The following is a 25140-nucleotide window of genomic DNA, read 5'->3' as shown; positions in this document are numbered from 1 at the left end:
TCTGCGGAGGACGGCAAGCTCACGCAAACACCTCTGCCTCTCCGAGCAGCGGCGCAGTGCCATCCTTGCCCGACAGCAGCGGCTGCGCACCGGCGAGCGGCCATGCAATGCCGATCGCGGGGTCGTTCCAGCGGATGCCGCGGTCGTGTTCCGGCGAGTAGTAGGCGGTGACCTTGTAGATCACGTCCGCGTTGTCCGAGGTCACGCAGAAACCATGGGCGAAGCCGGGCGGGATCCACAGCTGGCGCTTGTTGTCGGCGGACAGGGTCACGCCGACCCACTGCCCGAAGGTCTGCGAGCCGCGGCGGATATCGACGGCGACGTCGTAGATCTCGCCGCTGACGACGCGCACCAGCTTGCCCTGAGCCATCGGCGGCAGCTGGTAGTGCAGGCCGCGCAGCACGCCGCGCGCCGAGCGCGAGTGGTTGTCCTGCACCATCGGATCGGTGCAGCCGGTCAGCTCCGCGAAACGGCGCGCATGGAAGGCCTCGAAGAAGAAGCCGCGATCGTCGCCGAAGACTTTGGGTTCGAGAATGACGACACCGGCGAGCGCGGTCGGGATCGCGTTCATCAGAAGATCTTCTCCTCGAGCATGCGCAGCAGGTAGGCGCCGTAGCCGCTCTTGAGCAGCGGTTCGGCCAGGCGGCGCAGCTGCGCGGCGTCGATGAAGCCGCTGCGGTAGGCGACTTCCTCCGGGCAGGCGATCTTCAGGCCCTGGCGCTTCTCCAGCGTCTGGATGAAGGTGCCGGCGTCGAGCAGCGAATCGTGCGTGCCGGTGTCGAGCCAGGCCATGCCGCGGCCCATCAGTTCGACCTGCAGCGCGTCGCGTTCGAGATACAGCCGGTTGAGGTCGGTGATTTCGAGTTCGCCGCGCGGTGACGGCCGGATCTGGCGCGCCAGTTTCACGACGTCCGCGTCGTAGAAGTACAGGCCGGTGACGGCGTAGCGCGACTTCGGTCGCGCCGGCTTTTCCTCGATGGAGACGACCTTGCCGTCGCCCCCGAACTCGACCACGCCGTAGCGTTCGGGGTCGGTGACGGGGTAGGCGAACACGGTGGCGCCGGCACGCCGTGCGGCCGCGCGCCTGAGCGCGGGCGCGAGGTCGTGGCCGTAGAACAGGTTGTCGCCGAGCACCAGCGCGCAGGCGTCGCCGTCGATGAAGCGTTCGCCGATCAGGAAGGCCTGCGCGAGGCCGTCCGGACTCGGCTGGACCGCGTAGGACAGCGAAAGGCCCCACTGGCGGCCGTCGCCGAGCAGCGCCTCGAAGCGCGGCGTGTCCTGCGGCGTCGAGATCACCAGGATCTCGCGGATGCCGGCGAGCATCAGCGTCGTCAGCGGGTAATAGATCATCGGCTTGTCGTAGACCGGCAGCAGCTGCTTGGACACCGCCTGCGTGACCGGGTACAGGCGCGTGCCGCTGCCGCCCGCCAGGATGATCCCCTTCATCTACTTTCTCCCGAGCCCCAGGCGCTGGCGCGCGTAGCCGCGTGCCTGCACGGTGCGGCACCAGTCCTGATTGGCCAGATACCACTGCACGGTCTTGCGGATGCCGGACTCGAACGTCTCGGCCGGCGTCCAGCCGAGTTCGCGCTCGATCTTGCCGGCGTCGATCGCGTAACGCAGATCGTGCCCCTTGCGGTCCTCGACGAAGGTGATCAGTCCGCGGTGCGGAGACCGGTCCGCGCGCGGCCGCAGTTCGTCGAGCAGCGCGCACAGCTGTTCAACCAGGTCGAGGTTGCGCTTCTCGTTGTGCCCGCCGATGTTGTACTGCTCGCCGACGCGGCCGCGCTCGAACACCACCTGCAAGGCGCGCGCATGGTCCTCGACGTAGAGCCAGTCACGCACGTTGGCGCCGGTGCCGTACACCGGCAGCGGCTTGCCCTCGAGCGCGTTGAGGATCATCAGCGGGATCAGCTTCTCGGGGAACTGGTACGGCCCGTAGTTGTTGGAGCAGTTGGTGATGACCACCGGCAGCCCGTAGGTGTGGTGCCAGGCACGCACCAGCTGGTCCGAGCCGGCCTTGCTCGCCGAGTACGGCGAGTTCGGCGCATAGGGCGTGGTCTCGGTGAACAGGCCGGTGTCACCGAGCGTGCCGTACACCTCGTCGGTCGAGACGTGGTGGAAGCGGAACGACTTGCGCGTCGGCACGTCCAGTTGCTGCCAGTGGGCCAGAGCGGCTTCCAGCAAGCGGAAGGTGCCGACGATATTGGTCTGGATGAACTCGGCCGGTCCGTCGATCGAGCGATCGACGTGCGACTCCGCCGCGAGGTGGATCACGCCGTCGGGCCGGTAGGTCTCGAACAAGCGCGCCATCGCCGCCGCGTCGCAGATGTCGGCCTTTTCGAAGCGGTAGCGCGGATTCTGCGGCGCGTCCTCCAGGGCTTCGAGGCTGGCCGCGTAAGTCAGCTTGTCGACGTTGACGATCTGCACCTCGCTGTTGCGCAGCAGGTGACGGATCAGCGCCGAGCCGATGAAGCCCGCGCCGCCGGTGATGAGCAGCGTGCGGGCCATGAATCAGACCTGCGCGGGACGCGGCCGGCGCGGCAGCAGTTCGGACACCGGGTCGATCAGGTGGATCGTGCTGGCGACGACGTTGCCGGTGGTCAGCGGATCGGGCTCGCCGTCCAGTTCGCGCACGACGCCGCCAGCTTCCTGCACCAGCACGATGCCGGCCGCCATGTCCCAGGGCTTGAGGTTGAATTCCCAGAAACCTTCGAGCCGTCCGGCGGCGACATAGGCAAGGTCCAGCGAAGCCGCGCCGGCGCGGCGCACGCCGGCCGTGTGCGCGGCGACATTGCGCAGCATCGGCAGGTAACGGTCGAGAAATTCCTCGCGCAGCGGCACTCCGGTGCCGATCAGCGCCTGCGACAGCTCCTTGCAGGCGCTGACGCGGAGCTTGCGGTTGTTGAGCAACGCGCCTTCGCCGCGGCTGGCGCAGTACAGATCCTGCGTCGCCGGGGCGTAGATCACGCCGTGTTCGAGGCGGTCCCTGACCTGGACGCCGATCGATACCGCGAAATGCGGGATGCGGTGCAGGAAGTTGGTCGTGCCGTCGAGGGGATCGACGATCCAGGTCACGTCCGACGCGCCGCGCGCGCCGTCATGGGAACCGGACTCTTCGGCCAGGATCGCGTGGTCGGGATAGGCCTTGCGGATCGCGCGGATGATCTCCGCCTCCGCGCCGCGATCGACCTGGCTGACGAAATCGTTGCGGCTCTTGCGCTCGACCTGGAGCTGATCGGCCCGGTCGTAGTGGCGCATGATGAAATTGCCGGCCGCGCGCGCGGCCATCACGGCGATGTTGACCAGCGGGTGCATGACGGGCCGGGAACTGAAAAAGGAGCGGGGAAAGCGAGAGCACTAGAATATCACGATGAGTCTGCCCGACCCGCTGTCCCGCATCCGCATCGTCCTGGTTTCGACCCAGCATCCCGGCAACATCGGCGCCAGCGCGCGCGCGATGCTGACGATGGGGCTGACCGAGCTGGTGCTGGTCAAGCCCGACCGCTTTCCGCATCCACAGGCCCGTGCGACCGCGACGCATGCGCTGGACGTGGTCGAACGGGCGCGCGTCGTGGCGAGCCTGGACGAGGCGGTTGCCGACTGCGGCTGGGTCGTGGGGCTGTCGGCGCGGGTGCGCACGCTGGGCGACGAGCCGCTGCGGCCCTGGCAGGCCGCGGAGCGCGCGCTGGCGGTGGCGCAGGAGGCGCCGGTCGCCTTCGTCTTCGGCTGCGAGCGCACCGGCCTGCTCAACGAGGAGATCGAACGCTGCCACGCGACCGCGCTGATTCCGGCCAACCCGCAGTTCAGCTCCCTGAACCTGTCGCAGGCCGTGCAGATCGTCGCCTATGAGCTGCGCCGCGCCGCGTTTCCGGGACAGGTCGAGGTCGCGAGCAAGAAAAAGCACCCCTGGTTCGCGCCGCCGGCCGCCGAGGACATGGAGCGCTTCTACGAGCACCTGGAACGCATTCTGCTCTCGACCGGCTTTCTCGACCCGGCCAATCCGCGCGTGCTGATGCGGCGCCTGCGCACCTATTTCAACCGTTCCGCGCCGGATCGCAACGAACTCAACATCCTGCGCGGCATCCTGACCTCGTTCGAGCGGCCGAAGAACCGGCGCATCCCGCTCGCGCCCGAGGACGAGGGACGCTAAACAGCACTGAATCGGTCTAGAATAACGCCATGTTCGATCGCATCCGTGAAGACGTCCGCTCGATCCGCGAGCGGGATCCCGCCGCACAGTCGTCGTGGGAGGTGCTGACCTGCTATCCGGGCCTGCATGCGATCTGGGGGCACCGCGTCTCGCATTTCCTGTGGACGCTCGGCCTGAAGTGGCTGGCGCGGTTCAACTCGCACCTGGCGCGCTGGCTCACCGGCATCGAGATTCATCCGGGGGCGAAGATCGGGCGGCGCGTGTTCATCGACCACGGCCTGGGCGTCGTGATCGGCGAAACCGCCGAGGTCGGCGACGACTGCACGATCTACCAGGGCGTGACGCTCGGCGGCACCTCGCTGACGCGCGGCGCCAAGCGTCATCCGACGCTGGGGCGCGGCGTCGTCGTCGGTGCCGGTGCCAAGGTGCTGGGGCCTTTCATGGTCGGCGACGGCGCCAACATCGGCAGCAATGCCGTGGTGGTGCGTGCGGTGCCGGCAGGCGCGACCGCGGTCGGCATCCCGGCGCGCGTCGTCGGCGCCGACGCTGAGCGCAAGACGGAGTTTCATGCCTACGGCATCACCGACGAAGGCATGTCCGACCCGGTGGCCAATGCGATCGCCAAGCTCCTCGAGCACGTCCGCGCGCAGGATGAACAGCTGGCGCGCATGTGCAAGATCGTGCACGAGCTGGACAGCCGCATGCCGGAACTGGCGCTGCGCAAGCTGGAGATGCCGGAATTCTGCTCGGACGGTCAGGAGCCGGCCGCGAAGGGCTGAGGCGGATGCCCGTCTACCTGGATCACAACGCCACCACGCGCCTCGATCCGCGCGTGCTCGACGCGATGCTGCCGTACCTGTCCGGGCCCTATGGCAATCCGTCGTCGCTGCACCGCTTCGGCCGCGCGGCGCGCGACGCGGTGGAGCGCGCGCGCGAACAGGTCGCGCGGCTGGTCAACTGCCAGCCGGGCGAGATCGTCTGGACTTCCGGCGGCACCGAGGCCAACAACCTCGCGATCAAGGGCGTCGCCGCCGGCCAGCAGCCGACGCGCGTGCTCTACGGCGCGACCGAGCATCCGGCGGTGATGGAAGCCGCCGAGGCGCTCAAGGACTCCGGCTGGACGGTCGAGAAAATCGCCGTGGACGGGCGTGGGCTGGTGGACTGGCCGCGTTTCGAGGCGCAGCTGCGCGCCGGACCCCTGCGTCTGGCGGCGCTGATGCGCGCCAACAACGAGACCGGCGTGATCCAGGACGTCGCGCGCGCGGCGCAGCGGGCGCACGCCGTCGGCGCCTGGCTGCACGTCGATGCGGTGCAGGCCGCCGGCAAGATCCCGGTCGATTTCGCGGCACTGGGCGCCGACCTGATGAGCCTGTCCAGCCACAAGCTCTACGGACCCAAGGGCATCGGCGCGCTGATCCGCCGGAGCGCGGTCGAGCTCTCGCCGCTGCATCACGGCGGCCCGCAGGAAAAGGGACTGCGCGGTGGTACGGAGAACGTCGCGGCGATCGTCGGCTTCGGTCACGCGGCGGAGCTGGCGCAACAGGAACTGTCGGCGCGCGCCGAGCACACGCTACATCTGCGCGAACGCCTGGAAGCCGGACTGGGGACGCTGCCGCGCGTGCGCATCTTCGGTGCCGGTGTCGAGCGCCTGCCCAACACCGTGCAGTTCGCAGTGGAAGGCTATGACGGCGAGGCGCTGCTGATGCAGCTCGACCGCAGGGGTTTCGCGGTGTCCAGCGGTTCGGCCTGCGCCAGCGGCAAGGGCGAGCCCAGCCACGTGCTGCTGGCGATGGGTTATCCGCCCGGCGTCGCGCGCGGCGCGATCCGCATCAGCCTGGGCCGCGACAACAGCGCCGCCGAGATCGACGCCTTCGTCGCGGCGTTGTCGGAACTCGCCCGATGATCTATCTCGACCATGCGGCGACCACGCCGCTCGACCCGGCGGTGCGCGCCGCGATGCTGCCCTGGCTCGACGACGTGTCCGGCTTCGGCAATCCGGCCTCCGATCACGCGCCCGGCCGGCGTGCGCGTGCGGCGGTCGAGGCGGCGCGCGCGCAGGTCGCGCAGCTGATCGGCGCGCAGGCGGAGGAAATCGTCTGGACCTCCGGCGCGACCGAGTCGAACAACCTGGCGATCAAGGGCGCGCTGGAATTCCGCGGCATGTCCGGTGCGCACATCGTCAGCAGCCGCATCGAGCACAAGTCGGTGCTCGATACCTGCCGCTATCTGGAAAGCCAGGGCGTGCGCGTCGCCTGGCTCGACCCGGGCCGCGACGGCGGCATCGCGGTCGAGCAGGTCCTCGCGGCGCTGCGGCCGGAGACGCTGCTGGTCTCGCTGATGTGGGTGAACAACGAAACCGGCGTGATCAACCCGGTGGTCGAGCTGGCGCCGCAGCTGCGCGCGCGCGGCATCCTGTTCCACGTCGATGCGGTGCAGGCCGCCGGCCGGCTGCCGATCGACCTGGCGGCCGTGCCGATCGACCTGCTGTCGCTGTCCGCGCACAAGTTCTACGGCCCCAAGGGTATCGGCGCGCTGTTCGTGCGCAAGCGCCCGCGCGCGCGGCTGGCGCCGCAGATGCACGGCGGCGGCCACGAGCAGGGCATGCGCGCGGGCACGCTGGCGACGCACCAGATCGCCGGCATGGGCATGGCGGCGGCGCTGGCGCGTGAGCGTCTGGACGAAGACGCCGCGCGTATCGCGGCCCTGCGCGACCGCCTGTGGCAAAAGCTCGGCGGATTGCCCGGCGTCCTGCGCAATGGCGATCCGGCGCGGACCGTACCGCAGATCCTCAATCTGAGCTTCGAAGGGGTCGAAGGCGAGAGCCTGCGCGCGCGGCTGCCCGGCCTGGCCGTGTCCAGCGGCTCGGCCTGTTCGGCAGCCACGCGCGAGCCTTCGTACGTGCTGCGCGCGCTGGGCCGCGACGACGAGCTGGCCGGCGCTTCGCTGCGCTTCTCGCTGGGGCGCGGCACGACCGGCGCCGACATCGACGCCGCTGCCGCGCAGCTGATCGGCGCGGTCGAGTCGCTCCGGTGTATCGCGCACGGCGGCTCGTCCGGGACCGAGAGCACGCACCGGGGAGGGCGCGCTTCCGTTCGGGATGCGGACGACGAGTCCGGTCCGTATCCGCAGGCGGTATGGCGGCGCTTCATCCGGCCCGCGCATGTGGGCACGATCGCTGGCGCCGTGCACGCCCGCGCACGCACACCGGCCGCGCGCGCGCAGCTGGATTTGTCGCTGCGGCTCGATCCGCTGCAGGCGCGCTTCAGCGCCTACGGGTGTCCCTACACCCTGGCGGTCGGCGAGTGGCTCGCCGAGACGCTGGAGCGAGAAGGTGCCGCCGTGCTGCGCCGGATCGACGCCGCGGCGATCCGCGCGGCGCTTGAAATTCCCGAGGCGCGGGCCCATTGTGCGCTGATGGGCGAGGACGTGGTCCGCAGCCTGTGGCAACAGATCGAATCGACAGCATGAGTATCCAGTTGACCGAGCGGGCGGCGCGCCGCATCCAGCAACAGCTGCAGCAGCGCGGCAGCGGCGTGGGGCTGCGCGTGGGCATCCGCCGATCGGGCTGCTCCGGCAATGCCTACACGCTCGACTATGCCGACGCGGTCGGCGCCAACGACGAGGTCTTCGAGCAGCACGGCGCGACGGTCATCGTCGATCGCGCCCACCTGGCGCTGCTCGACGGCATGACCCTGGATTTCCAGAAGCAGGGGCTCAACGAGGCGTTCAAGTTCCTGAACCCCAACGCCACCGCGTACTGCGGCTGCGGCGAGAGTTTCACCACGGCCGCGACGGACCCGGCGAGCGGCTGAAGCGGCCCGGCGTGATTGCCGCGATGCAGCAGCGGCCACTATAATCACCTGATTTCATTGAGTCTGCACGGAGTCTGCCGGAACGCTCGGCCGGCTTCATTTTTCTTTTGTATTTGAAGGAGTTCCGCAGTGTCGGTCGAACGTACCCTCTCCATCCTCAAGCCGGACGTCGTCGCCAAGAACCAGATCGGCGGCGTCATTTCGTACATCGAGAAGGCCGGCCTCAAGGTCGTCGCGGCGCGCATGCAGCACCTCACGCAGGCCGAGGCGGAGGGCTTCTACGCGGTGCACCGCGCGCGCCCGTTCTTCGGCGATCTGGTCAAGTTCATGACCAGCGGCCCGGTGATGGTGATGGTGCTCGAAGGCGAGAACGCCGTGGCCAAGTACCGCGACATCATGGGTGCGACCGATCCGAAGAAGGCCGCCCCGGGTACGATCCGCGCCGACTTCGCGTCGTCGATCGACGAGAATGCCTGCCATGGCTCGGACAGTCTCGACAACGCCAAGATCGAGATCGCGTACTTCTTCCGCGCGACCGAGCTCTGCGCGCGCACGCGCTGACAAGCCCCGGAATCGGGGATCGTTTGAAGCCATGACGACGCAGACCACGAGTCCTGTCAATCCGGTGGCGCAAGCCGCTGGTGAGGAAAAGGTGGTGCCTGCTGTTTCCGATTCCCGTGTGAACCTGTTCGGCCTCGACCGCGCGCAGCTGCGCGCGGCGTTCGCGGCGATGGGCGAGAAGCCGTACCGCGCCGACCAGGTGATGCAGTGGATCTACCGGCGCGGCAAGGACAGCTTCGACGAGATGTCGAACATCTCCAAGGCGCTGCGCGAGCGCCTCGCGCAGCATTTCGAGATCCGCACGCCGGAGCTGGTCACCGAGCAGGTCTCCGCCGACGGCACGCGCAAGTGGGTGCTGCGGCTCGATGGGGGTAACGCCATCGAGACCGTGTACATCCCCGAGGAGGGGCGGGCCACGCTGTGCATCAGCTCGCAGGTCGGCTGCGCGATGGACTGCTCGTTCTGTTCGACCGCGCAGCAGGGTCTGAACCGCAACATGACGACGGCGGAGATCATCGCCCAGGTGTGGTTCGCTGCGCGCACGCTGGGCGGCGACTTCCAGAACGAGCGGGTGATCTCCAACATCGTGTTCATGGGCATGGGCGAACCGCTGGCGAACTACAACGCGGTGCTGCCGGCGATCCGCATCCTGCTCGACGACTTCGGCTTCGGCCTGTCGAAGCGCCGCGTGACGGTTTCGACCTCGGGCCTGGTGCCTTTCATCGATCGCCTGCGCGAGGACGTCGATACCGCGCTGGCGGTGTCGCTGCACGCACCGACCGACGCGCTGCGCGACGAACTGGTGCCGATCAACCGCAAGTATCCGATCGCCGAGCTGCTCGACGCCTGCCGCCGCTACACCGCCGGCAAGGACCGCAAGACGCACATCGTCTATGAGTACGTGATGCTCGACGGCGTCAACGACAAGCCCGAACACGCGCGCGCGCTGGCCAGGCTGCTGGGCGACATGGCGGCCAAGGTCAATCTGATTCCGTTCAACCCGTTCCCGCAGACGCAGTACCGGCGTTCCAAGCCGGAAGCGATCCAGGCGTTTGCCAAGATCCTGCGCGATCGCAGGATCCTGACGACGGTGCGGCGCACGCGCGGCGACGACATCGACGCCGCATGCGGCCAGCTGGTCGGCCGCGTGCAGTCGCGGCAGAAGAACCGCCTGTCGGCGCGGATCGGCGACGTCCCGGTCATCTCCACATGATCAGATCGCTGTCGATCGCGCTGCTGCTGGCGCTCGCTCTGACAGGCTGCGCATCGGAGCAGAAGCGGGCCGAGAACCGCAATGCCGCGCGTGTCAACACGCAGCTCGGCATCAGTTACGCCGAACGTGGGCTGTACGACGTCGCGCTGGACAAGCTCAACCGGGCGATGAAGCTCGACGACTCGCTGGCGCCCGCGCACGTCGCCGCCGCATTCGTCTATCAGAAGACCGGCGATGCACGGAAGGCGGAGAAGCATTACCGGCGCGCGCTCGAACTCGACAACGACGATCCGGTCCTCAAGAACAACTTCGGCGTGTTCCTGTGCGGGCAGATGCGGGGTCTCGAAGCGGAGTCCTACTTCTTGGAGGCGGCCCGTAATCCGCGCTACGCGACGCCGGATGCGGCGTGGACCAACGCCGGTCTGTGTCTGAAAGCCTACGATCTCGACAAGGCCGAGAAGTATCTGCGCGAGGCCTTGGCGCTGCGGCCGGAATCGCGCGAGGCGCTCGCACAACTGGCGGTGATCAGCTACCACAGGGGCGAGTACCTGAGCACCCGGGCGTTCCTGCAGCGTTACAACCTCAGGACCTCGGCGACCGCCGAATTGCTGTACGTCGCCGCGCGCACCGAGGAGGCGCTCGGCGATGCGGCGGCTGCCCGTCAGTACGAGCAGCGCCTGAAGCTGGAATTCCCGGAGTCCGCCGAGGCCGCCGCCAGTCAGAGCAAGAAATGAGCATCGATACACCGCATCCTGCAGGCATCGAGTCCGCATCCCCGCCGGCGCCGGCCGTGGAGCAGCGGCCCAGTCCGGGCGCGCTGATCCGGGCGGCGCGCGAGCGCGCGCATCTGTCGCTGGAAGACATGGCTGCCCATACCAAGCTGACCCGGGCGACGCTCGATGCCCTCGAACGCGACGACTACCAGGCGCTGCTGGAGCCGGTCTATGTGCGCGGCTACTACCGCAAGTGCGCCAAGGTGCTGGAGATCGACGAGAAGTCGCTGATCGACGCCTATGAGGCGCGCGTCGAGCCGAGGCCCCCGGAAGCGCCGTCCAAGCTGCGCCTGGCGTCGGGAACGGAACTGGGCTCATCCAATCGGCTGCCGGTGGCGATGGCGGTGTTCGCCGCCGTCGTCGCCGTGGTGGTCTGCGGCTTCCTCTGGCTCGCGCGCGATACGCAGGAGAGCTATCCGGTGCTGCGCGACACCCCGGTCAGCGAGGTGCCGGGACCGACGGCCAGCCCGCTGCCGACGGATGTGCCGCCGGGCAGCGACGCGGTGGTCCAGCCGGCGGCCGATGCCGTGGCCGAAGCGCCGCCGTCGCGCCCGGTTGCGGCCGCCGCCGGAACATTGCGCCTGCGCCTGCGCGAGACCTCGTGGGTGCGGGTGGACGATGGCGCCGGCCGGGTGCTGATCGACCGCATCCTCGTCGGCGGCACCGAGCAGCAGTTCAGCGGCCCGCCGCCATTGAACGTCTCGCTGGGCAACGCGCCGGGCGTGGATGTCGAGTACGAGGGCCGCGTCGTCGATATCCGTCCGTTCGTGCGCGACAGCAACACCGCGCGGTTCAGCTTGCCGCTGCCCTGATGTCGGCGAGGTCCCAGCGATGGCCATGACCAGTCATCACCAGATCGTGCGCCGCGTGTCGCGGCAGTTGCGCGTCGGCCGCGTGGCGATCGGTGGCGGCGCGCCGGTCGCGGTGCAGACGATGACCAACACCGACACGGAGGACGTGGCCGCCACCGTCGCGCAGATCCGGGCCTGCGTGAAGGCCGGGGCCGACATCGTGCGCGTGTCGGTGCCGACGCTGAAGGCCGCCGAGGCGTTCCGCGAGATCAAGAAGCAGGTCGGCTACGTGCCGCTGGTCGCGGACATCCACTTCAATTACAAGTGTGGCATCGCCGCGGCCGAGGCCGGTGCCGACTGCCTGCGCATCAATCCGGGCAACATCGGCGGCGACCGCAAGGTCGCCGAGGTCGTCGCCTGCGCCAAGCACCACGGTATCCCGATCCGCATCGGCGTCAACGCCGGTTCGCTGGAAGCCGACCTGCAGGAAAAGTACGGCGAGCCCAATGCCGATGCGCTGGTCGAGTCGGCGCTGCGCCACATCGAGATCCTCAAGCGTCACGACTTCGAGGACTTCAAGGTCTCGCTCAAGGCCAGCGAGGTCTTCATGACCGTGTTCGCGTACCGCAAGCTCGCCGCACTGATCGACCAGCCGCTGCATCTGGGCATCACCGAGGCGGGCGGTGCGCGCGCCGGCGCGGTGAAGTCCGCGGTCGGCCTGGGCATGCTGCTCGCCGAGGGCATCGGCGACACGATCCGCATCTCGCTGGCCGCCGATCCGGTCGAGGAGGTGAAGGTCGGCTGGGATCTGCTCAAGTGCCTGCACCTGCGCCACCGCGGCATCAACCTGGTCGCCTGCCCGTCGTGCTCGCGGCAGAACTTCGACGTGATCAAGGCCGTGCAGGAACTCGAGTCGCGCTTCGACGACATCAGCGAGCCGCTCGACGTCGCGGTGATCGGCTGCGTCGTCAATGGTCCGGGCGAGGCGCGCGAGGCGGCCATCGGGGTCGCCGGCGGCTATCCGAATTCGATCTTCGTGGACGGCAAGATCCAGCACAAGGCGCACAACGACGAACTCGTCGAAGTGCTCGAAAAGCTGGTGCGCGAGAAGATTGCGCAAAGACGGGAATCGAGAACCGGGAATCGGGAATCGTCCGAAGAAGCCGGAGTCCACGAGCCCCGATGAACAGGTTCCAGTCCGTCCGCGGCTTCAACGACATCCTGCCGCCCGACACCGCACTGTGGCAGCACCTGCACGCGGTCGCCGCGCGCACCTTCGCGGCCTACGGCTACGGCGAGATCCGGCTGCCGCTGCTGGAACACACCGCGCTGTTCGCACGCTCGATTGGCGAAGTCACCGACATCGTCGAAAAGGAGATGTTCACCTTCCAGGATCGCGAGGGTGACAGCCTGACCCTGCGTCCGGAAGGCACCGCGAGCACCGTGCGTGCGGGCCTGGAGCACGGACTGCTGCACAACCAGCAGCAGCGCCTGTGGTATGCCGGGCCGATGTTCCGCCACGAGCGGCCGCAGGCCGGACGCTACCGCCAGTTCCACCAGCTCGGCGCCGAGGCCTACGGCATGGCCGGGCCGGACATCGACGTGGAGATCATCGCGCTGTCGGCGCGGCTGATGCGCAACCTGGGCATCGGCGGCCTCAAGCTGGAGCTCAACTCGCTTGGCAGCGCCGCGGCGCGCGCGGCCTACCGTGCCGCGCTGGTCGCCTTCCTGGAGCGCCACGCGGCCAGCCTCGACGCCGACTCGCAGCGGCGCCTGCACACCAACCCGCTGCGCGTGCTGGACTCGAAGTCGCCGCAGACGCAGGCGATCCTGCGCGACGCGCCGACCTTGCTCGATGCGCTCGATGCCGAGTCGCGTGCGCACTTCGAGGCCCTGCAACAGGGTCTGAGCGACCTGGGCATCGCCTACACGCTCAATCCGCGCCTGGTGCGCGGCCTCGATTACTACGGGCGCACGGTGTTCGAGTGGACCACCGATCGGCTCGGCGCGCAGGGCACGGTCTGCGCCGGCGGGCGCTACGACGGCCTGGTCGAGCAGCTCGGCGGCTCGCCGACGCCCGCGGTCGGCTGGGCCAGCGGCGTCGAGCGCCTGCTGTTGCTGATGAAGGCGCAGGGCATCGCCGCGCCGGACAGCGCGGTTCATGCCTATGTCTGCACGCTGGGCGAGGCCGCGCAGCGCGCGGCCGTGCGCCTGGCCGAGCAGCTGCGCGACCGTTTTCCGGCGCTGCGCCTGATCGTCAACGCCGGCGGCGGCAAGCTCGCGGCCCAGCTCAAGCGTGCCGACCGCAGCGGCGCCCGGCTGGCGCTGATCCTCGGCGACGACGAAGTGGCCGCGGGCGGCGTTCAAGTAAAATCGCTCCGCGCCGGTACCGCCGGCCCCACCGAATCCCCTTCAGGCCAACAGGAGACGCTGCCGTGGACGGAACTGCCGCGGCGGCTTGCGGGTCTGCTGGACGCATGAACTCATAGAAGGTCTCAAACGTGACGACACATTACGAAGACGAAGCCCAGGCCGAACGCCTCAAGAGCTGGTGGAAGGAGAACTGGATGGCCCTGATCGGCGGCCTCGCGATCGGGCTTGCCGCGATCTTCGGCTGGGAAGGTTGGGGCAAGTACCAGAGTCAGCGCGCCGAACGCGCCTCGCGCATGTACGAGGACCTGAAGCTGGCGCTGGAGGGCAGCCGCCGCGACGAGGCCGTCGCGATCGGTGATGCGCTGGTCAAGGATTTCGGACGCAGTCCCTACGCTTCGAATGCCGCCCTTTTCCTGGCCGCCGACGCCGTCAAGTCCGGCGCGCTGGACCAGGCGCAGGTCCGCCTGCAGTGGGTGCGCGAGCACGGCGCCGATCAGGGTCTGCGCGAGCTGGCGCGGCTGCGCGAAGCGCGCGTGCTGTGGCAGCAGGGACAGCCCGACGTCGCGCTGAAGCTGCTCGATGGCGCCAGGGGAACCGAGTTTGCCGGCCTGGTCGAAGAGCTGCGCGGTGACATTCGCCTGGCGCAGGGCGACCGCAGCGCGGCGCGCGCCGCCTACGAGAAGGCGCTGGCGGCCATCAGCAGCGACGACCCCGCCGCGCGCAGCGGTCTGCAGCGCAAGCTCGACGATCTCGCCGACGTGGTGCGGTCGTGACGCTGCGCCTCGCGCTGCTGGCCGCGGTGGCGCTGCTGGCAGCCTGTTCCGGCGATGGCAAGGTCCGTGAACCGGCCGAGCTGAAGGACATCGTCAACCCGCAGCTCAAACCCGTGCAGCGCTGGACGGCGAGCGCCGGCACCGGTAGCGGCGACCTCTATGGCCGGCTCGAGGCCGCCGTCGCCGATGATGCCGTGTTCGCCGCCGACGTCCGCGGCCGGGTCTTCGCCTTCGATCCGCGCAGCGGCCAGCGCATCTGGATGACCGAGACCGGGGCGCGCGTGATCTCGGGGCCGACCGTCGCCGGCAACGCAGTGTTCGTCGGCACCATGGGCGGCGAGATCATCGCGCTCAAGCGCGCCGACGGCAGCCCATACTGGCGCGCGCAGGTGTCCAGCGAGGCCCTGGCACCCCCGGTCAGCGACGGGACGCTGGTGCTCGCCCGTGCCGGCGACGGCCGCGTCTATGCGCTGTCGGCCGTCAGCGGTGCGCGCATCTGGGTGTTCGATCGCAGCGTGCCCAATCTGACCCTGCGCGGCCTCGGCACGCCGGTGCTCGCCGGCAGCGCCGCCTTCATCGGCATGGACAATGGCCGCGTCGCGGCGCTGCGCATGCTCGACGGCCAGCCGGTCTGGGAACAGCTGGTGGCCGCGCCCACCGGGCGCAACGAGCTGGAGCGGCTCAACGACGTGGACGCCGCCTTGCTGCTGGAGGACGGCGACCTGTTCGTGGCCAGCTACGGTGGCGAGCTGGTGCGCATCGACGGCGACACCGGGCAGGTGCTGTGGCGGCGCGAGGTCAAGAGTTACACCGGCTTCGCGCGGATCGGCGATCTGCTGGTCACCACCGACGAGGCGGGCGTGGTGTGGGCGCTGGACGTGAACAGCGGCGCCGCCGCGTGGAAGAACGAGGAGCTGAAGTACCGTCGCCTGTCGCCGCCGGCCGCGTTCAAGGGGCATCTCGTGGTCGGCGATTTCGAAGGCTATCTGCACTGGCTCGACCCCAGGGACGGACGGCTGGTCGCGCGCATGCGCGCTGGCCGCGACCCGATCCGCAGCGCGCCGGTCGCCGGCGAGCAGCGGCTGTACGTGCTCGACACGGCCGGCAAGCTGTCGGCGATTCGGGTCGACTGAGGTGGCACGCTTGCGTACAGTCGAAGGCGGGCCGCGGCCCGCCTTTTTCGTCCAGCCATGACCCAGCGCCTCCCGACGATCGTGCTCGTCGGCCGACCCAACGTCGGCAAATCGACCCTCTTCAACCGGCTCACTGGCACGCGCGACGCGCTGGTCGCCGATCTGCCGGGATTGACGCGCGACCGCCAGTACGGCACCGCCCGTTTCGAGCGGCACGGCTTCGTCGTCGTCGATACCGGCGGGCTGATGCCGGAATCGCGCGATCCGCTCGCCGAACTGGCCGAGGACCAGGCGCGCATGGCGCTGGACGAGGCCGATCACATCCTGCTGGTCGTCGATGCCCTGGCCGGCTGCACGCCGGCGGACGTGGCCATCGCGCGCGAGCTGCGCAAGCGCGGCAAGCCGATGACGCTGGTCGTCAACAAGGCCGAAGGCCAGCTGCCGGCGAACGCCGCGGCGGATTTCTTCGGCCTCGGTCTGGGCGAGCCGCGGACGATCTCCGCCGAGCATGGGCAGGGTGTCGCGGCGCTGCTGCGCACGGTGCTCAGGGATCTGCCGGCGGTGGACGCCGACGAGCAGCCCGACGATGGCACGGTGCGTGTGGCGATCATCGGCCGCCCCAACGTCGGCAAGTCCACGCTGGTCAACCGGCTGATCGGCGAGGAACGCCTGCTCGCGGCCGACGTCCCCGGCACGACGCGCGACGCCATCACCGTGCCGTTCGAGTACGACGGGCATCCTTACCGGCTGATCGATACCGCCGGCGTGCGCCGCCGTGCACGGGTCTGGGAAGGCGTCGAGAAGCTGTCCATCGTCAAGACGCTGCAGGCGATCGAGAATGCGCATGTCGTCATCGCCGTGGTCGATGCGCAGGGCGACATCGGCGAGCAGGACGCACGCCTGATGGGCCTGGTCGCGCAGCGCGGCCGCGCGCTGGTGCTGGCCGTCAACAAATGGGACCGGCTGGCACCCGACGAGCGCGAGCAGGTGCGCTATCAGGTCAGCCTCAAGCTGCCGTTCCTGGACTATGCGCCGGTGGTGTTCATCTCGGCGCGCCATGGCTCCGGCCTGGGCGAGCTGATGGAGCACGTGCACGCGGCCTACGAGTCCACGATGCGCGAGCTGCCGACCGGAGAGGTCAACCGCGTGCTCGAACAGGCGGTGGCCGCGCACCAGCCGCCGGCGGTGCTGGGGCGCCGCATCAAGCTGCGCTACGCCCACCAGGGCGGGCGCAATCCGCCGCGCATCGTCGTGCACGGCAACCAGACCGACAAGCTGCCGCTGGCCTACAAGCGCTATCTCGCCAATCGCTTTCGTGAAGCCTTCAAGCTCACCGGCGTGCCGCTGCTGCTCAGCTTCAAGACCGGCGACAACCCCTACAAGGACAAGAAGAACGAGCTGACCGCGCGCCAGATCAAGAAGAAGCGGCGGCTGATGGCCAAGGTCAAGGGACGCTGATCCGCCTCACGGTTGGAACGGCCAGACCAGCGGGATGACCGCCACCGCCACGGCCCACAGCAGGATCTGCAGCGGAATGCCGACCCTGAGGAAGTCGGTGAAGCGGTAGCCGCCGGGGCCGAACACCATCAGGTTGGTCTGGTAGCCCAGTGGGGTCGAGAAGCTCGCCGACGCCGCCATCATCACGGCGAACACGAACGGCAGCGGGCTGACGCCGAGCGATTGCGCCGCCGCCATGCAGATCGGATACATCAGCACCGCGGCGGCGTTGTTGGTGATCATCTCGGTCAGCAGCATCGTCATCAGGTAGGCCAGCGCCAGCACGAACCAGGGATTGTCGCCGGGGATCGCCAGCAGCAGCCGTGCGATCGAGGCCGCGGCGCCGGTGATCTCCAGCGCCTTGCCGAGCGCGAACGAGCACGCGATCACCAGCAGCACCTGGGTGTCGATGCTGCGGCGCGCGGCGCCCAGGCTGACGCAGCCCAGCGCCAGCGTGGCCGCCGCGCCGAGCAGCGCGGCGGTGACCATCGGCAGCCAGCCGACGGTGGCGGCGACGATCACCGCGGCGAGCACGCCCCAGGCGCGCAGCGCGCGGTCGAAGCGCGGCACTTCGGAGTCGGCGACGTCGCTGACCAGCAGGAAGTCCGGTGAATGGCGGTGGCGTTCCACCCAGACCGGACGCGCTTCCAGCAACAGCGTGTCGGCCGGCTTGAGCACGACGTCGCCCAGGCCGCCGCGCACGCGCTGGCCGTCGCGCGCGACGGCGACGACCGCGGCGCCGTAATAGGTGTGGAAGCGGCTGTCGCGCAGGGTCTGGTTGATCAGCGGGCAGCGTGTCGAGATCACCACCTCGACCAGCTTGCGCTCCGGCGCCTGCTTGCTGATCGCCGCGTCGCCGTTGAGCGGGGCGCGCAGGCCGCGGATGCGCTGCAGTTCGACGATGGCATCGACGTCGCCGGCGAACACCAGGCGATCGTCGGCGAGCAGGCGCTCGCTCGAACCGACCGCCGGAATGATGCGGCCCTCGCGCTCGATCTCGACGAGGAACAGCCGGCCGAGGTGGCGCAGCCCGGCTTCGGCGATGGTGTGCCCGACCAGCGGCCCGGCCGGTTCGACGATCATCTCGACGGTGTATTCGCGCGGATTCTCGAACGCGCTGGTGCCGGTCTTGCGCTCAGGCAGCAGGCGGCGGCCGATGGTCATCAGGTACAGCGTGCCGGCGAGCGCGCTCGGCACGCCGACCCAGGCGATCTCGAACATGCCCAGGCCGGCGTGACCATCGCCGCTCCACAGGCCGTTGACGACCAGATTGGTCGAAGTGCCGATCAGCGTGCAGGTGCCGCCGAGGATCGCCGCGTAGCTCAGCGGAATCAGCAGCTTCGACGCGGTGAGCTTGTTGCGCTTGGCCCAGGCCAGGATCGCCGGCAGGAAGGCGGCGACCACCGGCGTGTTGTTGATGAAGGCGGACAGGCCGATGGTCGGCGCGATCACGCGCAGCTGCGCGCTCGCGGTCGAGCGCGGCTGACCGAGCAGGCGCTGCACGATCAGGTCGATGGCGCCGGTGTCGCGCAGCCCGGCGGCGACGACGTACATCGCCGCGACCGTGATCATGCCTTCGTTGGCGAAGCCGGCCAGCGCCTGCTTGGGGTCGAGCACGCCCAGCGCCAGCAGGATCAGCATCGCCAGCAGCAACACCAGCTCCGCGGCGAGCTTGTCGGAGACCAGCAGCGCGAGGGTCAGACCCAGGACACCGAGCGTGATCCAGGCATTCAGTTCCATGAGTTTTCGAGCGTGGCAAACGGCGCGAAAGATACCAGCATCGGGCAGCGGGACGCCGTTGGCCTCGCGAATCGCTCTAAGCTCATGCCCGCGGCGGCCAGACTTCGGCCAGCCGCCGCGGCCCATGTCCGCGGTCGAGGGCCTGCACGAGTGCCAGGCAACCGAGCCCGGACAGGCCCAGGCCGAGCACGAACAGCAGCGCATAGCCGCCGGCATCGGCGACCAGGCCGGCGAGGATCGAGGCCGCGCCTTGAACGAGCACCAGCGCGCAGGCCAGCAGCGTGTAGTCCGTGCCCGCATGCGCAGGTTCGGAGGCGTCCATCATCAGCGTGAACAGCGCGACCGTGGCCATGCCGCCGAGGACGTGCTCGGCGATGCAGCCCGCGGCGATCAGGCCGTGCCCGCCGACGCCGGCGGCGGCGAGTGCGTAGGGCAGCAGGCTCGCGGTCTGGGCGAGGCCGCAGTACAGCAGCGCGCTGCGGCGGCCGGCGCGCCAGGCGTACAGCGCGCCGAGCCCGGCGCCGGCCAGTGCCGCGGCCGAGCCGAGCGTGCCCTTGACCCAGGCGATCAGCTCCTTGCTCATGCCGGCATCGTGCATGAACGGTCCGACCATCGCGGCGCCCATCGAGTCGCCGAGCTTGTACAGGCCGATCAGGCCGATGAAGGCGGCGAGGCCAGGCCGGCGCAGGCGTTGCGCCCAGCCGCGCGCCAGTTCATCGCGCAGCGATGCCGGCGGCGGTCGTGGCCGGCCGGCTTCGCGCAGGCCGAGTACCGGCACGATCGTGAGCGCGAGCATCGCGGCCATCACCAGCGCCATCGCGGTCCAGCCGTGGCGCGCGAACAGCCACAGCAGCAAGCCGCCGCCGAGCATCATGCCGACGCGGTAGGCGCCGACCTGGATGCCGTTGCCCAGTCCGCGCTCACGTGGCCCGAGCAGGTTCACGGCCAGGCCGTCGGTGGCGATGTCCTGCGTCGCGGTCAGCAGGTTGAACAGCAGGACCGCGGCGAACAGCCAGCCCAGGCCGCTGCCGATGTCGGCCAGTGCCAGCGCCGCAGCGGCCAGCGTCGAGGCGACCTGCAGCGGCAGCAGCCAGTCGCGGCGCGTGCCGTGGCCATCCACCAGGGGTGCCCACAGGAATTTCAGCGCCCACGGCAGGTACAGCAGGCTGGTCGCGCCGATCGCCTTGAGCGACAGCCCCTGCTCGCGCAGCAGCACCGGCAGCGCCTGCGTGAAGAAGCCGTAGGGCAGGCCCTGCGCGAGGTAGAGTGCTGCCAGCAGCAGCCAGCGATGGCCGCGGCTCATCGGCGCGCCTTCAGGTGCAGCGCCACTCGAAGCGGCCGATCGCCGGGCTCTCCAGCACGACGTGATCGCCCGGCTGCAGCGGACCGACGCCCTGGGGCGTGCCGGTGTAGATCACGTCGCCGGGCAGTAGTGCCCAGGTCTGCGACAGGATGTGGATCTGCCGTGCGACGGAGAACAGCATGTCCTTCGTGTGGCCATGCTGGCGCAGGCTGCCGTTGACGTGGCAGGTGAACGCGATCGCCTGCAGGTCCTGGTCGAGGTAGGGCTTGAAATCGCCGAGCGGCGCGGCGCCGTCGAAGGCCTTGGCCAGTTCCCAGGGCTTGCCCTTGTTCTTCAGCTCGGTCTGCAGCTCGCGCAGCGTCAGGTCCAGGCCCAGCGTCAGCCCGGCGACGCAGTCCAGCGCCTCGTCGATCGGAATGTCGCGGCCGCCGCCAGTGAGCTGCACGACCAGCTCGGCCTCGTGATGGATGCTGCCGCGGTTGCGCGGCAGCGGAATCAGCTCGCCCTCCGGCACGATGCAGCTGGCCGGCTTCATGAAGACGACGCAGTCCCCGTCGGGTGCATGCCCGAGATGGGCGAGTTCCTGGACGTGCTCCGCGTAGTTCTTGCCGATGCAGAAGATGCGCTTGACGGACATGCGGGAATCGGGAACGGAGAATCGGGAATCGCCGAAGCGTGGCGGCGTCTATGCCCTGTCGCGCTTCCCGACTCCCGATTCCCGGTGTTCTAGATCCGCTCTTCGATGCCGAACGCCGCGAAGCCCTTCTTCTTGAAGTTGTCGCGGAACATGTCGCGCAGCTTGATCGCCTGCGCGTCGTAGGCGGCCTTGTCGGCCCAGCCGTTGCGCGGGTTGAGCATTTCGCTGGGCACGCCCGGGCATTCCTTGGGCATCTTCAGGTTGAGGATCGGGTGCGTCTCGGTCGGCACCTTGTCGAGGTCGCCGTTGAGTGCCGCATTGAGCAGCGCGCGCGTCATGCGGATCGAGATGCGCTTGCCGACGCCGAACGGGCCGCCCTGCCAGCCGGTGTTGAGCAGGATGCAGCGCGCCTGGTGGTGTTCCATCTTCTCGGCGAGCAGCCTGGCATAGACGTTGGGCTTGTGCGCCATGAACGGACCGCCGAAGCAGGCCGAGAAGGTCGGGGTGGGTTCGGTGATGCCGACCTCGGTGCCGGCGACGCGCGACGTGAAGCCGGACACGAAGTGATACATCACGTCCTTGGGTTCGAGGATCGCGATCGGCGGCAGCACGCCGAAGGCATCCGCGGTCAGCAGCACGATGGTCTGCGGATGCGGGCCGCGGCCGTTGGGCATGATGTTCGGGTTCGCGGTCAGCGGATAGCTGAAGCGCGTGTTCTCGGCGATCGAGTCGTCGTTGAGATCGAGTTCCTGCGGATCGCAGTCCTCCATCCTCTTGCCGGGCAGCGGCGGCACGTTCTCGATGATCGTGCCCGGCTTGGACAGTGCCGCGGCGATGATCGGCTCGGCGTCCTTGTCGAGGTTGATCAGCTTGGCGTAGCAGCCGTCCTCGAGGTTGCACAGGCCGTTGTCGGACCAGATCGTCTCGTCGTCGCCGATCAGGCGGCGCGCGGGATCCGCGGACAGCGTGGTCTTGCCGGTGCCGGACAGGCCGAACAGGATCGCGCCATCGCCGTTGGGACCAACGTTCGCGGAGCAGTGCATCGACAGGCGGCCGTCGAGCGGCAGCAGGAAGTTGCCGACGGTGAAGATCGACTTTTTGACCACGCCGCAGTAGTCGGCGCGGCCGGCGACGAGGCAGATCTTGTTGCGCGTGTCGATGACGATCGCGGCTTCGGCGCGGCAGCCGTCACGCTCCGGCTCGCAGAAGAAGCTCGGCACGTTGAGCATCGTCCAGCGGCGCTCGGCGACGTCCTTCACGCCGATCAGGTCCTTGGGGAACATGTTGTGCGCGAACATCGCGTGCGTCGCGTACTCGCCGACGAAGCGGTACGGCACCGCGAAGTCGGGGTCCGAGCCCATGAACACGTCTTGTACGTACAGCGAGGCCTGCCTGGCGTTGAGGTATTCGACCACGCGCTTGAGCAGGCCCTGGTATTTTTCCGGATCGTAGGGGTTGAGGTCAGCCTTGAACCAGATCTGGTCGGCGACTTCCGGCCACTTCACCGCGTAGGTGTCCTTGGTGCGGCGGCCGGTGCAGTCGGGGTCGGTGTAGTAGACCAGCGGACCTTTCACGCCGAGCTTGGTCGCATACGCCTTGCGCTCGTTGGACGGACCGTCGCGCCGGACGCGGCCGCGGTCGTTGGCGATGGCTTCGTGAAACAGATCGTCCTTGGTCAGGTTGTATTTGTACGTGACTGTCTTGAGACCAAAGAGTTTTTCGAGATCGGCCTGAAAGGTCATGCAAGTGCCTCAAATGGCGGGATGTCCGGCAGGCGCCGGGCCCAAGGGAGCGCAAATGGTAAGGAGGGGGGGGCAGCGAGGCAAGTTGCGCAGCGCCCCGGGCGCGTGGCCGCAGGGCGAGTGCGGCCCGGTGGCGCCGCACCCGCCGGCGAGGCTCAGGGCAGCTTGAAGCCGGCGACCGATTCGCGCAGCTTCTCGGAGAGCACGGTCAGTTCCTGAACCGCGTTGGCCGTCTGGCTGGCCGAGCCGGAGGTCTGCACGGCGATGTCACGGATGACCTGCATGGTGCCGGCGATCTTGACCGCCTGCGCCGACTGGTTGCGGGCCGACGACGAAATATCCGTGATGAGCTTGGCGAGCTCCTGAGACGACGCCTCGACCTTGGTCAGCGCCTGGCCGGCTTCTTCGGCGCTTTTCGCGCCGACGACCACGTTCTGCGTCGAACGCTCCATCGAGATGATCGCCTCGTTGGTGTCGGCCTGAATCGTCTTGACCAGGGTTTCGACCTGGCGCGTGGCGTTGCCGGCGCGCTCGGCGAGACGCTGCACCTCGTCGGCGACTACCGCGAAGCCGCGGCCCGCCTCGCCGGCCATCGCCGCCTGGATCGACGCGTTGAGTGCCAGCGTGTTGGTCTGTTCGGCGATGTCGTTGATGAACTCGATGATGTTGCCGATTTCCTGCGACGACTCGCCCAGGCGCTTGATGCGCTTGGACGTGTCCTGGATCTGCTCGCGCAGCGAGGTCATGCCCTGGATCGTGCGGTTCACCGTCTCGGCGCCGTTGTGCGCGATCTGCACCGACTGCTGCGCCTGCTGGGCGAGCTGCTCGGCGCTGGCGGCCACCTGCTGCATCGACTGCGAGGTCGCGTTGATCGTCGTCGTCACCGCGGTGATTTCCTTGGCCTGACGTTCGGACGCCTCGTTCATGCGGATCGCCGTGTCGCGCGTGTTGGTCGCGGCGTTGGCAATTTCGACCGAAGTCGAGTTGATCGTGCCGACCAGGTTGCGCATGTTCTGCACGGTGTAGTTGATCGAGTCCGCGATCGCGCCGGTGAAGTCTTCGGTCACGGTCACGTCCACGGTCAGATCACCGTCGGCGAGATTGGTGATTTCGTCGAGCAGCGACAGAATCGCCTGCTGCTGCTTGGCGTCGCGTTCCTCCGCATTGCGCAGGCGCGTGCGCGTGTTGCGCACCGTGATGGCGATGAACACGACCAGCAGCACGATCGCCAGGCCGCCGGAAGCGGCGACGACGATCGGCAGGATCACCTGCTGCACGCGCGTGTCGAGCAGGCGTTGTTCGAGTGCCTTGGCCGTGGCGATCACGTCGGTCGCCTTGCCCTGCAGCTGGCCGGCGGCGATCTGCAGCTTGTCGAGCGTCTCGCCGTGGCGCCGGAGTGTCTCGATGCCGTCGTTGATCGGCGCGAAGCGCTCCTCGGCGTCGCGGGCCAGCGCGGCGACTTCAGGGATTGCGCGCAGCTGCTGATTGGTCTGCTCGAACTCGGCGACTTCCGCGGCCAGTCTTTGCACGGTCGCGGCGGCATCGCGCCCCTGGCTGAGCACGGCGGCCGCCGTGCCGGTGAGCCGTTCGAGACGGACCAGCTGGGCGATGGCCGGATTGCGTCCCGGGCGTCCGCCCAGCCCTTCGGCGATGCGTTCGTAGATCTTGAAGACGTCCTCGCCGGTATCGGCGTGCACGGTCTGCGTGATCGCGCGGATGCTGTCGGCGGACTCGCGCCACGCGGCCTCGCCCTCGACGATGGTCTGCACCATCGCCTTCATCTGTCCCCAGGCCTCGCCGACCTTGGCGACCTCGCCCTGCGCGGCGGCCGGTGCCGGGGGGATGCCGGTGTCGGGGTCGCCGGCTGCGAGCGTGTTGACGGTGGTATCGAGATCCTCGGCGCGGGACGACAGGGTGAGGAAGTCGGGTGCCACGCCGCGCGCGGCGGTTTCGCCGACGCTGACCACCTCGCCGATGTCGCCGGAAATCGTGCGCGCCAGCTCGATCCAGGTCTCGTCGCGCGTGCCGGTGCGCTGGATGGTGTAGAAGCCGGCCATCGCGACGACGATCAGCAGCACTGCGGCGATCAGCGTCGCCAGTTCGCGCCGGCTGCCGGTGACTCTCTTTGGTTCCGCCATGTCTCCCCCCGAGAATGCCTGCGGCCCGTGATCTGCGCGCCTACTTGCCGAGCACGGCGTTGATCTTGGCCAGCAGGTCCGCCTCCTTGACCGGTTTGACCAGATATTCCTTCGCGCCCTGACGCAGGGCCCAGACGCGGTCGGTCTCCTGATTCTTGCTGCTGACGACGATGACCGGTATGTGCGCGGTCGCCGGATCCTTGGACAGGGTGCGTGTCGCCTGGAAGCCGTTCACGCCGGGCATGACCACGTCCATGATGATCACGTCCGGCTTCTCGGTGCGCACCCGCGGGATCGCCGCTTCTCCGGACGATGCGTCGGTCACGGCATGCCCGGCCTTGGTCAGGAGATTGCGCAGGTTCTCGACGTCCGTCGGAGAGTCATCGACGATCATGATGCGTGCCATAGTTTCGCCCCCGTCCGTCAGCGCGGACGTGCTGTTCGGTTGAGTTGGAAATTCGGAACTTTATACCAAGCCCGGTCGATGCGCGGCAAAAAGCG

At 68.8% G+C, this 25140-nt stretch carries 24 protein-coding genes; 14 read left to right on the top strand and 10 right to left on the bottom strand.

Going from position 1 to position 25140, the window contains the following annotated elements:
• Nucleotides 1-19: 19 nt before the first annotated feature.
• From rfbC to AAG565_RS04405, 4 genes are read right to left on the bottom strand one after another with little or no spacing between them, the layout of a single operon-like run.
• Nucleotides 20-571 carry a dTDP-4-dehydrorhamnose 3,5-epimerase gene (rfbC, locus tag AAG565_RS04420; protein ID WP_348818341.1) on the bottom strand — a complete coding sequence of 184 codons (552 nt, stop codon included), beginning with the start codon at nucleotides 569-571 and terminating at the stop codon, nucleotides 20-22.
• Nucleotides 571-1446 (bottom strand): glucose-1-phosphate thymidylyltransferase RfbA, encoded by an 876-nt coding sequence (gene rfbA / locus AAG565_RS04415; RefSeq protein WP_348818340.1) that lies wholly within the window; start codon nucleotides 1444-1446, stop codon nucleotides 571-573. The genes rfbC and rfbA overlap by 1 nt, the downstream gene beginning before the upstream one ends.
• Nucleotides 1447-2511 carry a dTDP-glucose 4,6-dehydratase gene (gene rfbB, locus AAG565_RS04410; RefSeq protein WP_348818339.1) on the bottom strand — a complete coding sequence of 355 codons (1065 nt, stop codon included), beginning with the start codon at nucleotides 2509-2511 and terminating at the stop codon, nucleotides 1447-1449.
• 3 nt (nucleotides 2512-2514) lie between these two features.
• Nucleotides 2515-3318: an inositol monophosphatase family protein gene (locus AAG565_RS04405; RefSeq protein ID WP_348818338.1), complete on the bottom strand. Its 804-nt coding sequence runs from the start codon at nucleotides 3316-3318 to the stop codon at nucleotides 2515-2517.
• Between the two features lie 55 nt (nucleotides 3319-3373).
• On the opposite strand from AAG565_RS04405, the gene AAG565_RS04400 reads away from it, so the two are divergent.
• The 14 genes from AAG565_RS04400 to der all read left to right on the top strand — a co-directional run bounded on the left by AAG565_RS04400 (nucleotide 3374) and on the right by der (nucleotide 17040).
• Nucleotides 3374-4153 carry an RNA methyltransferase gene (locus AAG565_RS04400; RefSeq protein ID WP_348818337.1) on the top strand — a complete coding sequence of 260 codons (780 nt, stop codon included), beginning with the start codon at nucleotides 3374-3376 and terminating at the stop codon, nucleotides 4151-4153.
• Between the two features lie 29 nt (nucleotides 4154-4182).
• A complete protein-coding gene (gene cysE / locus AAG565_RS04395) occupies nucleotides 4183-4932 on the top strand; it encodes a serine O-acetyltransferase (protein WP_348818336.1) in 750 nt (249 codons plus the stop codon).
• A gap of 5 nt (nucleotides 4933-4937) precedes the next feature.
• Nucleotides 4938-6056: a cysteine desulfurase family protein gene (locus AAG565_RS04390; protein WP_348818335.1), complete on the top strand. Its 1119-nt coding sequence runs from the start codon at nucleotides 4938-4940 to the stop codon at nucleotides 6054-6056.
• Nucleotides 6053-7621, top strand: coding sequence for an aminotransferase class V-fold PLP-dependent enzyme (locus AAG565_RS04385; RefSeq protein ID WP_348818334.1), 1569 nt, complete (start codon nucleotides 6053-6055; stop codon nucleotides 7619-7621). The genes AAG565_RS04390 and AAG565_RS04385 overlap by 4 nt, the downstream gene beginning before the upstream one ends.
• A complete protein-coding gene (locus tag AAG565_RS04380) occupies nucleotides 7618-7965 on the top strand; it encodes an iron-sulfur cluster assembly accessory protein (RefSeq protein WP_348818333.1) in 348 nt (115 codons plus the stop codon). Before AAG565_RS04385 ends, AAG565_RS04380 begins: the two co-directional genes overlap by 4 nt.
• A 129-nt stretch (nucleotides 7966-8094) precedes the next feature.
• Entirely contained in the window at nucleotides 8095-8526 is a 432-nt protein-coding gene (ndk, locus tag AAG565_RS04375; protein ID WP_348818332.1) for a nucleoside-diphosphate kinase, read from the top strand.
• A gap of 118 nt (nucleotides 8527-8644) precedes the next feature.
• Nucleotides 8645-9739, top strand: a complete 1095-nt coding sequence (gene rlmN / locus AAG565_RS04370) for a 23S rRNA (adenine(2503)-C(2))-methyltransferase RlmN (protein ID WP_348818402.1) — start codon at nucleotides 8645-8647, stop codon at nucleotides 9737-9739.
• On the top strand, nucleotides 9736-10473 hold the full coding sequence (gene pilW / locus AAG565_RS04365) for a type IV pilus biogenesis/stability protein PilW (RefSeq protein WP_348818331.1): 738 nt from the start codon (nucleotides 9736-9738) through the stop codon (nucleotides 10471-10473). Before rlmN ends, pilW begins: the two co-directional genes overlap by 4 nt.
• Nucleotides 10470-11324, top strand: coding sequence for a RodZ domain-containing protein (locus tag AAG565_RS04360; RefSeq protein WP_348818330.1), 855 nt, complete (start codon nucleotides 10470-10472; stop codon nucleotides 11322-11324). Before pilW ends, AAG565_RS04360 begins: the two co-directional genes overlap by 4 nt.
• A 25-nt stretch (nucleotides 11325-11349) precedes the next feature.
• Nucleotides 11350-12489: a flavodoxin-dependent (E)-4-hydroxy-3-methylbut-2-enyl-diphosphate synthase gene (ispG, locus tag AAG565_RS04355; RefSeq protein WP_348818401.1), complete on the top strand. Its 1140-nt coding sequence runs from the start codon at nucleotides 11350-11352 to the stop codon at nucleotides 12487-12489.
• Nucleotides 12486-13784, top strand: coding sequence for a histidine--tRNA ligase (gene hisS, locus AAG565_RS04350; protein WP_348818329.1), 1299 nt, complete (start codon nucleotides 12486-12488; stop codon nucleotides 13782-13784). Before ispG ends, hisS begins: the two co-directional genes overlap by 4 nt.
• Nucleotides 13785-13804: 20 nt before the next feature.
• Nucleotides 13805-14449, top strand: coding sequence for a tetratricopeptide repeat protein (locus tag AAG565_RS04345; RefSeq protein ID WP_348818328.1), 645 nt, complete (start codon nucleotides 13805-13807; stop codon nucleotides 14447-14449).
• Nucleotides 14446-15582 (top strand): outer membrane protein assembly factor BamB, encoded by a 1137-nt coding sequence (gene bamB / locus AAG565_RS04340; protein WP_348818327.1) that lies wholly within the window; start codon nucleotides 14446-14448, stop codon nucleotides 15580-15582. Before AAG565_RS04345 ends, bamB begins: the two co-directional genes overlap by 4 nt.
• Before the next feature lie 57 nt (nucleotides 15583-15639).
• A complete protein-coding gene (gene der / locus AAG565_RS04335; RefSeq protein ID WP_348818326.1) occupies nucleotides 15640-17040 on the top strand; it encodes a ribosome biogenesis GTPase Der in 1401 nt (466 codons plus the stop codon).
• Between the two features lie 6 nt (nucleotides 17041-17046).
• On the opposite strand, the gene AAG565_RS04330 is transcribed toward der, so the two are convergent.
• The 6 genes from AAG565_RS04330 to AAG565_RS04305 form a co-directional block, all read right to left on the bottom strand.
• On the bottom strand, nucleotides 17047-18819 hold the full coding sequence (locus tag AAG565_RS04330) for an SLC13 family permease (RefSeq protein ID WP_348818325.1): 1773 nt from the start codon (nucleotides 18817-18819) through the stop codon (nucleotides 17047-17049).
• Nucleotides 18820-18901: 82 nt separating this feature from the next.
• Nucleotides 18902-20122, bottom strand: a complete 1221-nt coding sequence (locus tag AAG565_RS04325; RefSeq protein WP_348818324.1) for an MFS transporter — start codon at nucleotides 20120-20122, stop codon at nucleotides 18902-18904.
• A 10-nt stretch (nucleotides 20123-20132) separates the two neighbouring features.
• A complete protein-coding gene (locus tag AAG565_RS04320) occupies nucleotides 20133-20759 on the bottom strand; it encodes a fumarylacetoacetate hydrolase family protein (protein ID WP_348818323.1) in 627 nt (208 codons plus the stop codon).
• A gap of 89 nt (nucleotides 20760-20848) precedes the next feature.
• Complete coding sequence (locus AAG565_RS04315) at nucleotides 20849-22501, bottom strand: phosphoenolpyruvate carboxykinase (ATP) (protein WP_348818322.1); 1653 nt, start codon at nucleotides 22499-22501, stop codon at nucleotides 20849-20851.
• 155 nt (nucleotides 22502-22656) lie between these two features.
• Complete coding sequence (locus AAG565_RS04310; RefSeq protein ID WP_348818321.1) at nucleotides 22657-24639, bottom strand: methyl-accepting chemotaxis protein; 1983 nt, start codon at nucleotides 24637-24639, stop codon at nucleotides 22657-22659.
• A gap of 40 nt (nucleotides 24640-24679) precedes the next feature.
• Nucleotides 24680-25045, bottom strand: coding sequence for a response regulator (locus AAG565_RS04305; RefSeq protein ID WP_348818320.1), 366 nt, complete (start codon nucleotides 25043-25045; stop codon nucleotides 24680-24682).
• Between the last annotated feature and the right edge of the window lie 95 nt (nucleotides 25046-25140).

The organism is Fontimonas sp. SYSU GA230001, assembly GCF_040066175.1.
In the GTDB taxonomy this organism is placed as follows: domain Bacteria; phylum Pseudomonadota; class Gammaproteobacteria; order Nevskiales; family Nevskiaceae; genus Solimonas.
The sequence above is the reverse complement of the archived record's forward strand: the minus strand, read 5'-3'. Positions and strand labels throughout refer to the sequence as shown.

Excerpts from the sequence above, each read along its gene's own strand:
- rfbC (WP_348818341.1), bottom strand. The coding sequence starts at position 571 with ATGAACGCGATCCCGACCGCGCTCGCCGGTGTCGTCATTCTCGAACCC.
- rfbA (WP_348818340.1), bottom strand. The coding sequence starts at position 1,446 with ATGAAGGGGATCATCCTGGCGGGCGGCAGCGGCACGCGCCTGTACCCG.
- rfbB (WP_348818339.1), bottom strand. The coding sequence starts at position 2,511 with ATGGCCCGCACGCTGCTCATCACCGGCGGCGCGGGCTTCATCGGCTCG.
- AAG565_RS04405 (WP_348818338.1), bottom strand. The coding sequence starts at position 3,318 with ATGCACCCGCTGGTCAACATCGCCGTGATGGCCGCGCGCGCGGCCGGC.
- AAG565_RS04400 (WP_348818337.1), top strand. The coding sequence starts at position 3,374 with ATGAGTCTGCCCGACCCGCTGTCCCGCATCCGCATCGTCCTGGTTTCG.
- cysE (WP_348818336.1), top strand. The coding sequence starts at position 4,183 with ATGTTCGATCGCATCCGTGAAGACGTCCGCTCGATCCGCGAGCGGGAT.
- AAG565_RS04390 (WP_348818335.1), top strand. The coding sequence starts at position 4,938 with ATGCCCGTCTACCTGGATCACAACGCCACCACGCGCCTCGATCCGCGC.
- AAG565_RS04385 (WP_348818334.1), top strand. The coding sequence starts at position 6,053 with ATGATCTATCTCGACCATGCGGCGACCACGCCGCTCGACCCGGCGGTG.
- AAG565_RS04380 (WP_348818333.1), top strand. The coding sequence starts at position 7,618 with ATGAGTATCCAGTTGACCGAGCGGGCGGCGCGCCGCATCCAGCAACAG.
- pilW (WP_348818331.1), top strand. The coding sequence starts at position 9,736 with ATGATCAGATCGCTGTCGATCGCGCTGCTGCTGGCGCTCGCTCTGACA.
- AAG565_RS04360 (WP_348818330.1), top strand. The coding sequence starts at position 10,470 with ATGAGCATCGATACACCGCATCCTGCAGGCATCGAGTCCGCATCCCCG.
- ispG (WP_348818401.1), top strand. The coding sequence starts at position 11,350 with ATGACCAGTCATCACCAGATCGTGCGCCGCGTGTCGCGGCAGTTGCGC.
- hisS (WP_348818329.1), top strand. The coding sequence starts at position 12,486 with ATGAACAGGTTCCAGTCCGTCCGCGGCTTCAACGACATCCTGCCGCCC.
- der (WP_348818326.1), top strand. The coding sequence starts at position 15,640 with ATGACCCAGCGCCTCCCGACGATCGTGCTCGTCGGCCGACCCAACGTC.
- AAG565_RS04330 (WP_348818325.1), bottom strand. The coding sequence starts at position 18,819 with ATGGAACTGAATGCCTGGATCACGCTCGGTGTCCTGGGTCTGACCCTC.
- AAG565_RS04325 (WP_348818324.1), bottom strand. The coding sequence starts at position 20,122 with ATGAGCCGCGGCCATCGCTGGCTGCTGCTGGCAGCACTCTACCTCGCG.
- AAG565_RS04320 (WP_348818323.1), bottom strand. The coding sequence starts at position 20,759 with ATGTCCGTCAAGCGCATCTTCTGCATCGGCAAGAACTACGCGGAGCAC.
- AAG565_RS04315 (WP_348818322.1), bottom strand. The coding sequence starts at position 22,501 with ATGACCTTTCAGGCCGATCTCGAAAAACTCTTTGGTCTCAAGACAGTC.
- AAG565_RS04310 (WP_348818321.1), bottom strand. The coding sequence starts at position 24,639 with ATGGCGGAACCAAAGAGAGTCACCGGCAGCCGGCGCGAACTGGCGACG.
- AAG565_RS04305 (WP_348818320.1), bottom strand. The coding sequence starts at position 25,045 with ATGGCACGCATCATGATCGTCGATGACTCTCCGACGGACGTCGAGAAC.